Source organism: Hydrocoleum sp. CS-953, assembly GCF_002260545.1.
Taxonomy (GTDB): domain Bacteria; phylum Cyanobacteriota; class Cyanobacteriia; order Cyanobacteriales; family Microcoleaceae; genus Trichodesmium.
In genome coordinates, this window is record NZ_LGSU01001378.1 from 1 (window position 1) to 11,578 (window position 11,578).

General features: G+C 37.9%; 7 protein-coding genes, 2 pseudogenes and 1 riboswitch. Of the genes and pseudogenes, 4 read left to right on the forward strand and 5 right to left on the reverse strand.

Features of this window, described 5'->3' with window-relative positions:
• Positions 1 to 527: 527 nt before the first annotated feature.
• From AFK68_RS26855 to AFK68_RS39945, 4 genes and pseudogenes are all read right to left on the reverse strand, one after another.
• A partial coding sequence (locus AFK68_RS26855; protein WP_210407644.1) for a phosphomethylpyrimidine synthase ThiC occupies positions 528 to 882 on the reverse strand: 355 nt, incomplete at its 5' end.
• Between the two features lies 1 nt (position 883).
• Positions 884 to 2,190, reverse strand: a pseudogene (gene thiC / locus AFK68_RS26860) (phosphomethylpyrimidine synthase); the annotation flags it as partial.
• A gap of 7 nt (positions 2,191 to 2,197) precedes the next feature.
• A riboswitch (TPP riboswitch) is annotated at positions 2,198 to 2,293 on the reverse strand.
• A gap of 395 nt (positions 2,294 to 2,688) precedes the next feature.
• Positions 2,689 to 2,991: a hypothetical protein gene (locus AFK68_RS26865; protein ID WP_094676620.1), complete on the reverse strand. Its 303-nt coding sequence runs from the start codon at positions 2,989 to 2,991 to the stop codon at positions 2,689 to 2,691.
• A 113-nt stretch (positions 2,992 to 3,104) separates the two neighbouring features.
• Entirely contained in the window at positions 3,105 to 3,953 is an 849-nt protein-coding gene (locus AFK68_RS39945) for a hypothetical protein (RefSeq protein ID WP_210407645.1), read from the reverse strand.
• 1,082 nt (positions 3,954 to 5,035) lie between these two features.
• Between AFK68_RS39945 and hemC the strand changes: the two genes are divergently transcribed.
• The 3 genes and pseudogenes from hemC to AFK68_RS26890 all read left to right on the forward strand — a co-directional run.
• Positions 5,036 to 5,998, forward strand: a complete 963-nt coding sequence (gene hemC, locus AFK68_RS26880; RefSeq protein WP_094676624.1) for a hydroxymethylbilane synthase — start codon at positions 5,036 to 5,038, stop codon at positions 5,996 to 5,998.
• Positions 5,999 to 6,982: 984 nt separating this feature from the next.
• A partial coding sequence (locus tag AFK68_RS46625) for an SDR family oxidoreductase (RefSeq protein WP_371357580.1) occupies positions 6,983 to 7,389 on the forward strand: 407 nt, incomplete at its 3' end.
• 1 nt (position 7,390) lies between these two features.
• A pseudogene (locus AFK68_RS26890) lies at positions 7,391 to 7,935 on the forward strand (SDR family oxidoreductase); the annotation flags it as partial.
• 1,668 nt (positions 7,936 to 9,603) lie between these two features.
• Here the strand turns inward: AFK68_RS26890 and AFK68_RS26900 are convergent.
• Positions 9,604 to 10,161 carry a hypothetical protein gene (locus AFK68_RS26900; RefSeq protein ID WP_246844488.1) on the reverse strand — a complete coding sequence of 186 codons (558 nt, stop codon included), beginning with the start codon at positions 10,159 to 10,161 and terminating at the stop codon, positions 9,604 to 9,606.
• Positions 10,162 to 10,945: 784 nt separating this feature from the next.
• On the opposite strand from AFK68_RS26900, the gene AFK68_RS26910 reads away from it, so the two are divergent.
• A complete protein-coding gene (locus AFK68_RS26910) occupies positions 10,946 to 11,194 on the forward strand; it encodes a hypothetical protein (RefSeq protein ID WP_094676632.1) in 249 nt (82 codons plus the stop codon).
• Positions 11,195 to 11,578 lie beyond the last annotated feature (384 nt).

An 11,578-nucleotide genomic window follows, 5' to 3' on the forward strand; every position in this document is an offset into this window, starting at 1 on the left:
CCTCCTGACTTCTGTACGGGCGTTTTGCTATCGCACAACTCCGTTAACGCGGAGCGACATATAAAGCGGAGCTTTGCGTTAGCACATGGCCATTTCCGTTCCGGAATGCTCCGCAAACGCCCCTACGACTCCNAGCGGAGCTTTGCGTTAGCACATGGCCATTTCCGTTCCGGAATGCTCCGCAAACGCCCCTACGACTCCTGAGGACTCTCTCGTTTATTTATAACTATTCAACCGGACATGATATTAGAGATAATATATTCCTGATGATAGCCCCTAATGCATCCTAGCAGACTCTCAATTTACGGCTAAATGCTGATAATTTTACAGAAATTTATTTTCATATTTCAAAATTAAAAACTCCCCTGTTTTTTAGGGGAGTTTAGTTATTTATTCTCAATAATTCCAACTTTAACAAAAGAGAAAAATATAAGTTTCTAGGGTAGGTTTAAATAAAAGGATCGACAATTAAACCCAAATATTAATTTTTCCTACCCACCCTAATTATTTCAGAATTAATGTGGCTATTAAGCTTGAGTTACCACTTCCTTTTCTTTTGCTAAAAACTTCTCTAATTCTGTCAACGCATCAGCATCAACTTTAGTTTGCATCGGACAGAATTTTGGTCCGCACATAGAACAAAATTCAGCAGTTTTATAGATATCCGCAGGCAAAGTTTCGTCGTGATATTCCTTTGCTCGATCAGGATCTAAAGATAATTCAAATTGACGGTTCCAATCAAAATTATAACGGGCAGCAGAAAGTTCATCATCTCTATCTCTCGCTCCCTGACGATGCCGAGCAATATCCGCAGCATGGGCAGCAATTTTATAAGCAATTAACCCATTTCTCACATCTTCAGCATCAGGTAAACCTAAATGTNTTAGGTTGCATCGGACAGAATTTTGGTCCGCACATAGAAGAAAATTCGAGAGTTTGATCTAGAAGTGCAGGCAAAGTTTCGTCGTGATATTCCTTTGCTCGATCAGGATCTAAAGATAATTCAAATTGACGGTTCCAATCAAAATTATAACGGGCAGCAGAAAGTTCATCATCTCTATCTCTCGCTCCCTGACGATGCCGAGCAATATCCGCAGCATGGGCAGCAATTTTATAAGCAATTAACCCATTTCTCACATCTTCAGCATCAGGTAAACCTAAATGTTCTTTCGGAGTAACGTAACATAACATGGCTGTACCATACCAACCTGCCATTGCAGCACCAATAGCAGATGTAATATGGTCATAACCAGGGGCAATATCTGTTACTAATGGACCTAAAACATAGAAAGGTGCTTCTGAACATTCTTCCATCTGTTTCTTGACGTTAAACTCAATTTGGTCCATTGGAACATGACCAGGACCTTCTACCATAACTTGGACATCATGTTCCCAAGCACGACGAGTTAATTGACCTAATGTTTTTAATTCTGCTAATTGTGCCTCATCAGAAGCGTCGTGAGTACAACCGGGTCGCAAAGAATCTCCTAAACTAAAGGAAACATCATATTTTTTGAAGATTTCGATGATTTCGTCAAAATGGGTGTATAATGGATTTTGCTTATGGTGGTGTAACATCCACTTAGCGATAATTCCACCGCCACGGGAAACTATACCAGTAATACGACTTCTGACTAAAGGTAGATGCTCAATTAACATTCCAGCGTGAATAGTTTGATAATCTACACCTTGTTGAGCGTGCTTTTCGATAACATGAAGAAAATCATCGGGAGTGAGATTTTCTATTCTGCCGTGAACACTCTCTACTGCCTGGTAAACTGGTACTGTACCTATAGGAACTGGGGAGGCGTTAATAATGGCAGTTCTAATTTCATCTAAATTACCGCCACCTGTAGATAAGTCCATCACGGTATCTGCACCGTATTTAATAGACAGTTTCAGTTTATCAACTTCCTGATTAATATCAGAACTATTAGGAGATGCACCAATATTAGCATTAACTTTACACCGAGAAGCAATGCCAATAGCCATTGGTTCGAGGTTGGTGTGGTTAATATTAGCAGGGATAATCATTCTACCCCTAGCTACTTCTGCGCGGATTAACTCAGCAGGGAGATTTTCTCGTTGGGCAACAAAGTCCATTTCTTCTGTGATGATTCCCTGACGAGCATAGTGCATTTGAGAGACATTGTTGTGTCCACTACGCTTGGCGATCCATTCTGTCCGCATATTTTTTCCCTTAAATAAACAGCTTCCCTCCGCTGGTATTAACCAGTCTCAGGTTCTAAGGGTATTTCTCAGCCTAAATATTTAGGCACCCCTAGCTTAACTTTTTAATATAGCATTTTTTTGGGATCGAGGGTAATTAATATCAAATCTGGTTGAATACTTATTATATAGTTGGAAGAGCAGGGGAGTAGGGGGAGAGAGGGAGTAGGGGAGATTGAATATTGAAGTGTAGTTATAGACATATACTATATAACCGGATTCTATATAAGTCAAAAGTTAAAAGTTAAAAGTTAAAAGTTAAAAAGAAATTGATGATTGACAACAAAAGGAAGAAGGTTGATTATTTATGTTACCTTGTTCCTGTACAAATTAAATTATTCTAAAAAATAATTAAGAGTTGAAAAATATTCTGCAAAAATTATTCTATTTTGTCTAATTATAAAAAGTCTAATAACCATGACTTTTATAGTCACAGTTATTAAGTATTTGGATGGCAATTTAAGATGGCGAGTTACAAATAGCATCTCCATTTGGAGATTCAAAATATGCCAAACATTCTAATTCTTGAATTTTGTCATCTTTATTGCGGTTATCTACTTCCAAATAATTTACTTTCTCTTGAAGTTGTTGAATTTGATTTTGACTATGTTGGTATAACTGACGCATATTTTTAATTGCATGAATTAGACTTAGTGCTAATTTACAAATTTCCTCTATTTTGTCTAACATTTTTTCCATTGTCATTTCAGATAAATTTTCAGGTTGGGATAGTTGAGTTTTTGGAGTATTAGAAGTCAACATTTTTTTCTCTCCAGTTTTGTTGGATGTGAACTTTGACTTTTCCAACTTAATTCCTTTATCTGTGGGGTAGATTGAAACTGTTTCTGTTTTTAAGTTTTGTTAAAATCCCTTGACTATTTGTCATTTTTAACAGGTACTCCGCCAAATTTATCAAAGGGAACTTTTTTTCCATCTATTGAGGTGAATGATTTAAGTTTATAACTAGCCTTAGCTGATAACTCGAAAGCTTTGATCAATGATTTATTTACTACAGTCAATTTTTGCCTGATAGAAGAGTCACGAATTGCTGCAAATTGACAGATAAAGAGAATCATTCCCCACCAAGAAAAACTGATTCTATGCCAACCCATATTTTTTTTCAGCTCTTGTTGTTCTTTAGGATGAAGTTTGGGATAAATTCCTCCCTTTTTATTAGCGTTATCAATTATGTCAATTAATTGCTTAACGCCATTTTTTATTCTTTTGAAATTAATACTATAATGTTTTTCTAGGCAAATTTCAAAAGCACCTTCTATCTCTTCTTTTAAAGTAGCTACAAACAAATCATAATCAGAATTAAATGGATAAGGTTTAAGAAAAATACTATCTGGAAAAAATTTGTACAACTGATTCTTTACCTTATTAGGTACAAGTTTAGTAGGTTGAGCGTGTACTCGTTTGACATACTTTTCTGCTACTTGAATAAGTTCCCATTGAGCTTTGTATAACTCTACACTCAGAACAATCAAATCATATTTATGTTTACTAACCTCTGGTTTATTCAAAGCTTCAGGCAGAGGATATACTTGATTATATATGAAGTTGTAACGCCAACATTCAGCTATATAAAGTTGAGTATTTCTTACTTTCTGCCATTCCTCCTTTTGCTCCTCAGTCCAACATTTTGCCAACAAACTTTCACTAGGCAAATTTTCCATAACCTGAGCAATTTTTTCCAATACTTCTCTTTCTTTTTGAGTCATTTTTTAAAAATTCACTGTAAATATCTCACAAATAATTTCACGCTTAATATAATTAAGCGTAGGCGGAGACTAGAGGAAGCTATATCGAGTAAAATTATAATTGTATTATTTAGNCTGGTTTATTCAAAGCTTCAGGCAGAGGATATACTTGATTATATATGAAGTTGTAACGCCAACATTCAGCTATATAAAGTTGAGTATTTCTTACTTTCTGCCATTCCTCCTTTTGCTCCTCAGTCCAACATTTTGCCAACAAACTTTCACTAGGCAAATTTTCCATAACCTGAGCAATTTTTTCCAATACTTCTCTTTCTTTTTGAGTCATTTTTTACCAATTCACTGTAAATATCTCACAAATAATTTCACGCTTAATATAATTAAGCGTTGGCGGAGCCTAGCGGCAGCTATATCGCCTAAAATTCTTATTGTCTTTTTTAGCTAAAAATATCTTAGGTAGGTGAGCATAAATAAACGTAATGAGTGTAGGGCGGGTTGAGTAGACTACAGCGCTTATGTCAAGCCTTTCAGTTAAACCCGCCCCTACAATTTTTTCCACATTTAATTAGACCTACTGGACCGACACATCTAAAATGGTGCGTTACGACAGATTGTTAAATACCTTTCATAGTCTAGGTTGTAGCTGTCTAACGCACTCTACTGGACTGTTTCATCTAAAATGGTGCAATANCCCTACAATTTTTTCCACATTTAATTAGACCTACTGGACCGACACATCTAAAATGGTGCGTTACGACAGATTGTTAAATACCTTTCATAGTCTAGGTTGTAGCTGTCTAACGCACTCTACTGGACTGTTTCATCTAAAATGGTGCAATAGTAGGGGCGGATTTTAGTTGAAATTTTCATATTCACCCTAAGATTAAGTAAACCCGCCCTAATGCAGAGTTTTAGCTGTGTCGGTCTACTACAAGTTTTCCACTATTTTAGCTGTGTCACGCCACTACTAGCTTTTGACTTTTAACTTTTAACTTCTGACTTCTGACTTCTAACTTTAAAGATTTAGGCCCCTTTTTAGGGTAGTCTAGAAAGAATGACCAAATTTATTAATTTCAATAGAAAAAATGACAGTATCTGCCTCTACTCGTACCGTTCGGATCGGTTCCCGCAAAAGTCAACTCGCCCTAGTTCAAACCTATTGGGTGCAAGAAGAACTCCAGAAAAATTTCCCAGACATTACATTTGAAGTCGAAACTATGTCTACCCAAGGGGACAAAATTCTAGATGTGCCCCTAGCAAAAATTGGGGATAAAGGACTTTTCACTAAAGAACTAGAAGTGGGAATGCTGGAAAAGAAAACTGACTTGGCAGTTCATTCTCTCAAAGACTTACCTACTAATTTACCAGAAGGTTTGATGTTGGGTTGCGTCACCGAACGGGAAAACCCAGCAGATGCTTTGGTAGTACATGAAAAGTTCAAAGATAAACAACTTGAGACTTTGCCAGAAGGTGCTGTTATTGGTACGTCTTCTCTGAGACGTTTAGCACAACTCCGTCACCATTACCCCCACTTAGAATTTAAGGATGTTCGTGGTAATCTGAATACTAGACTGGCAAAATTGGATGCTGGTGAGTATGATGCCATTATTTTAGCTTTTGCTGGTTTGCATAGATTAGGAATGGGCGATCGCATTCATCAAGTTATACCCCCAGAAGTGTCTCTTCATGCAGTTGGGCAAGGTGCTTTAGGAATAGAATGTCGTGAGGGAGATAGTTATATTCTTGATTTATTGAAGAGTTTGGAACATACTACCACTGCTCAGAGATGTTATGCGGAACGTGCTTTTTTGAGAGAGTTGGAAGGGGGTTGTCAAGTTCCCATTGGTGTTAATACTCAAATAGAAGGAGAACAACTGACTTTAACTGGTTTAGTTGCTAGTTTAGATGGTAAGAAATTGGTTAAAGATGTTGTTATTGGTGCTGCTGCTGAGGCGGAACAAATAGGTCTTGAATTAGCTAGAAAGTTGAGAGAACAAGGTGCCCAAGAAATTTTAGATGCAATTTTGGCAGAAATTGACCGTAGTTAATTTTGAAGTTATCTATAAACTTGGAATATTTGGCTGAGATATCTGAGTTATAGGGGCGAGTTTAAAAATAAATATTGAGGTGATATTTTTGATACTTCAACAGAAATCTAATTCGCCCCTAAAAAAATTAGAATATCTGATTAGTTATATAGAAGCCCTAACAGTATCTTGGGCTTTGTTGCGAGTTNCGAAACGGCCGTTAGCTTCGCATAACTATCGTTAACGCCCGTACAGAAGTCAGGAGATTAAGAAATACTCAGAGGGGAAAAAGGTAGAAAAATGCCCCCACCTTCCCACACTTCCCACACTCCGCACCCCCATCATGTATAAAAAAATAAATACCTTCAGGGGTTATATAGTAATTCCCAGAGTTATGAAGTACAGTAACAACAATTTGTAAACCAGTTGCGAATATCTTTTTGAGTAACTTGTAATGGTACTTTTTTTTTCTAAAGTCCAGTTAATAGGAAAATAAATAGTGTCCATTAACTCTCCAATGATTTTCAAGGAAAAAGTTATTTCTAATCTGTTCTTTGTTAAAGCCAACCTCACTATACTTTTTACAGCAGTTTTCAAATGGATAAACCACAGTCGATTTGCACAGGGGGCATAATCGAAGACTTGTATTCGGTTGCAACTTGAGGATGTAGAGCTTTGAAACTAGCCTTTGCCTCCTGACTCCTGTACGGGCGTTTTGCTATCGCACAACTCCGTTAACGCGGAGCTTTGCGTTAGCACATGGCCATTTCCGTTCCGGAATGCTCCGCAAACGCCCCTACGACTCCTGACTCCTACAAAAGTTTTGTGNATTTCCGTTCCGGAATGCTCCGCAAACGCCCCTACGACTCCTGACTCCTACAAAAGTTTTGTGGTTTACTCAACTGAAAAGCGCTGTAAGAGACTTGCGTGTAAATAACTTGCCAGGTAAACTAAAGAGTGAGCTAATGGGAATCCTTCTAAAATAGATCAAATAAAGGAAAAAATATGACGAATAACATTGAAAATAAAGTTGTTGTAATCACGGGTGGTAGTAGCGGCTTGGGTGAGGCGACAGCAAGGCATTTGTCAAGTTTGGGTGCGAAGATTATTCTCGGCGCTCGTCGTGAAGATAAGCTTCAAGCAATCGTAAATGATTTAAAAGCAGTGGGTGGCGAAGCAGACTATCTGGTAACGGATGTAACAATCAGAAGTGATGTTGAGGCGCTGGTACAAAAGGCTATCGATGCTTTTGGCCGCGTTGATGTAATGATAAATAATGCGGGTATCATGGCTATCGCCCCGATGAATGCACTAAAAGTGGATGAATGGGATCGCATGATTGATATCAACATCAAAGGTGTTCTCTATGGTGTGGCTGCCGCACTGCCTGTCTTTGAAAAACAGGAAAGTGGNGAAGTGATGTTGAGGCGCTGGTACAAAAGGCTATCGATGCTTTTGGCCGCGTTGATGTAATGATAAATAATGCGGGTATCATGGCTATCGCCCCGATGAATGCACTAAAAGTGGATGAATGGGATCGCATGATTGATATCAACATCAAAGGTGTTCTCTATGGTGTGGCTGCCGCACTGCCTGTCTTTGAAAAACAGGAAAGTGGTCACTTTATCAATATATCCTCTATCGCAGGGGTGAAAGTCTTCAGCCCCGGTGGGACAGTCTATAGCGGCACAAAATTTGCTGTGCGCGCCATTAGTGAAGGTTTGCGTCATGAGGTAGGGGGTAAGATTCGCACCACAACCATTGAACCCGGTGCAATTGAGTCTGAGTTAAAACATGGTTCATCTGATAAAGGTGGCGCTGCTGCTGTGAAAGAACTCTATGAAAATAATGCAATTCCTGCGGATTCTATAGCGCGCGCAATTGCTTATGCGATTGAACAACCTGCCGATGTGGATGTGAACGAAATCATTATCCGTCCAACTGTGCAGGAATTCTAGGCTTAGTAGATTACAAAGTCTGTTTCAGGGAGAGGATTTCTCAACAAGCGCGGTACTTTGATATTTTTTAGTTCAAAAATGGCTTCAGACCTAGTAATAGCAAGGTAAATACCTCACAGTGCGAAAAATACCTGGAACCTAGATATATCAATAAAACAGTTTATTTAAGGTCAAAGCACTATTGTATAATGTTTTGACCTTATTTTTAACCTATTTTTTTCTAAAGTCCAGGGGCTTTGTGGCATAAAAGTAGGGATAGAACATCCATTCCGCTTTGGTTCACATATCAAATGCGTTTGATATGCGGCTGCTATATCGATCTATTTCGCAATTATTGATGTTCTATTCATCTATTGTNGATAGAACATCCATTCCGCTTTGGTTCACATATCAAATGCGTTTGATATGCGGCTGCTATATCGATCTATTTCGCAATTATTGATGTTCTATTCATCTATTGTCCAATAGTTAGGGTTTGCCGACGAAATATCAAAACCTTTACAGGTAAAAGTTTCAGCCTTTTTCTGTCTTATATTGATGTTTGATTCATCTATTGTCCAATAGTTATAGCAGTTTCCGCGCAGAAGTGAAGTACATATGCACTTGCTTGTGCAGCAACTATATACTTTCATGCAACAAAGCCAAGTCCAGGTAATATCAAATCTAGATAATTACTATATCCAAGTCATTGCGACTGCAACAGAGTGGAAGGAAGCAATCTACCAAACTCTTGAGATTCCTTCCTATCGTCGCAATAGTGGTCAATTGCTGGGAGAANTTCATGCAACAAAGCCAAGTCCAGGTAATATCAAATCTAGATAATTACTATATCCAAGTCATTGCGACTGCAACAGAGTGGAAGGAAGCAATCTACCAAACTCTTGAGATTCCTTCCTATCGTCGCAATAGTGGTCAATTGCTGGGAGAACAAGGAAGAAGTAATGCAAGTCATGAAGTGAAAACCGCTATAATATTTATCCCAAAATTTCAGCAACGCTTTTAACAAAAGTGAAGCCCTAAGTTCTGTCCATACTTAGGGCTTCGTTTTATCACTCAATTGACACGCGATCGCTTTTAATTCTCGGTTTTAGTTTGTTATCATCGTGCTTTTCCAGTTAAGCTATCCCGGCATATAAGTTATATACAAATTGAAGCCAGGAGCAGGATACGAGCCTGCATATCAATGATATTTTTCCTCGAAATTTGTTCTCGCGACAGTGATGAATATTAAGCTTGGAGTAATAGCTTAATCTTGAGATTGTACAAAATATCGCCTCTTCCCATTGGGCTACTTCGTTTATCAAACGAAGGTCAGAATCGAACTGACACTATAATACTTGTACGGTTTAAATTAAAGTTTGAGATTGAATTTGTACTCCAATTTAATAATAACTCAAACTATAAATTTTGACAACTAATTATTAGACATCTCCAATAATAAAAACAGGAAATCAATTATCGCAAATAAATTATCAATTCTTTCCCCCTACTCCCTACTCCCTACTCCCTACTCCCTGTTTTCTATTGAAATAAATATTGAAAAATACGCTCTCCTACTCTTTGCTCTTCTACTTCAGAANAATAATAAAAACAGGAAATCAATTATCGCAAATAAATTATCAATTCTTTCCCCCTACTCCCTACTCCCTACTCCCTACTCCCTGTTTTCTATTGAAATAAATATTGAAAAATACGCTCTCCTACTCTTTGCTCTTCTACTTCAGAATTATTAGCTTCTTCACGAGCAAATTTAACAGCTTGAGACAGCTTTTCTAACTTTTCCAACATTTCATTAACCCGACGTGCAGGCAATGCGCCAGAAAATTTGACCGTGCGCCAATAACCAATAGTCACATCTTCATAATATACCTCCACTTGCGCGGGGTGATGTTCCGTCGCTTCTGCTTTAACATGGTTGCGGGGAGTTTTGAAAGTCCGCAATGTTTGAACTGGTTCCGTTGCCCAACAGTCAGAAGACTGATCAAACGTCCAAGTATCCGCAGCATCCAAAACTGGTAGCTTTTTGATAAAAGCGCGTAAGTCTGTCAACTGCTTTTCTAGGAATAGCAGATAACTAACTGGAGCTTGAGTTAACAAGGTTTGACCATCCACAACCACATCAGCGCGGGCAGTACAGTTTGTCCAATCTTTAGTTGCTGTCACATCCAACAACTTTGTTAATACCTCGGCTGTCTTGCGGATAATTTCTTCTGCTTTAACCTCCACCTTTTTCGACTCTGGGGGGAGTTGTTCTCCCTCCTCATCTTTAGGGCGATAGGTTCGAGAAATACCCGAAAGTAAAGCAGGTGTATGCTAAGAGGTTGGAGCGTGAGCGAGGGAGGGCGAGGACCGACTTTTGATTCCTTTTTCTATGGCGATGATTTGGTTNGACCATCCACAACCACATCAGCGCGGGCAGTACAGTTTGTCCAATCTTTAGTTGCTGTCACATCCAACAACTTTGTTAATACCTCGGCTGTCTTGCGGATAATTTCTTCTGCTTTAACCTCCACCTTTTTCGACTCTGGGGGGAGTTGTTCTCCCTCCTCATCTTTAGGGCGATAGGTTCGAGAAATACCCGAAAGTAAAGCAGGTTTCTGCAAAGCTTTTTGAGCTTCCGCTAGTTCCTGCACTGACCGACTTTTGATTCCTTTTTCTATGGCGATGATTTGGTTTAGTCGTGCCATCTGGATATATTGTCCATTTATTCAATTGTATTTGTATTATTTGTATTATATTGTATTTTTTACCAACTGTCTACTACTTCATCTACTTTGTTATCTTTTTTAGGATTGGAATTATCAAACACACTGGAGAGAATTTTAATCCAGATATTACCATAAATATCGCCTCTTATCTGCTGTTGATAAATAAATAAGTTAGGTGAGTGAGAACTAGATCGCTCTTATGTCAAGACTTTCGCTTAAACTCGCCCCTACATTTTTTTTAACGTTTAATTAGATTTACCTACTTAGCGATCGCAACAGCCTACTTAGAGATAAAATAAATATTGTTGAGTTTTAGTGAAGTAAAAGCAATGAGTTTAGGAAAAGATTTATTTAAAGCATACAGCAAACCTATCAAAGAAAAAGATTTATTTAAAGCACTGAATAAATCTACTCAAGCCATATCTGATATTAGTATTTCTGCGGTCAAACAATCAAAAAATATTCGTTTAAATCAAAAAACTCAAGATAAGATAATTAAAGATAATTGGAAGTCAGTAAACTGGTTGCGATCGCTGCTTGTTAGAAAGTAACTATACTATCTTCAAGTCGATAGTAATTGCTCAATTTTATCAGTTTTATATACCCCACCTTTGAAAACTTGGTGGGTAATTATCATCTATCAAATGTAAATATTAAAATCTTTTTTTAGTAGAGAAAAATTTGTAATTTTGATGTCTATTGATTAAAATTATTTAATCCCAATTCCCATGCATTAATGCTATACTTGATTAAGACTTCAGTTATTAAGTAATTACTTTGGGAGAATTACCTTTTTCCTGATTTGAGACAATTTAATCTTTGATTATCCTTATTTTTACTTCTCCCGTACGGACGTTGCACAGGCAAAAATGCGTTTTCCGTTCCGGAATGCTGCCTCTTACAGAGGAGCTGCGCTAACGCTTTTTCCTTCGGAA

What these genes read in the sequence shown, in the direction of transcription:
- hemC (WP_094676624.1), top strand. Translation starts at nt 5,036, where the DNA reads ATGACAGTATCTGCCTCTACTCGTACCGTTCGGATCGGTTCCCGCAAA.
- AFK68_RS26865 (WP_094676620.1), bottom strand. Translation starts at nt 2,991, where the DNA reads ATGTTGACTTCTAATACTCCAAAAACTCAACTATCCCAACCTGAAAAT.
- AFK68_RS39945 (WP_210407645.1), bottom strand. Translation starts at nt 3,953, where the DNA reads ATGACTCAAAAAGAAAGAGAAGTATTGGAAAAAATTGCTCAGGTTATG.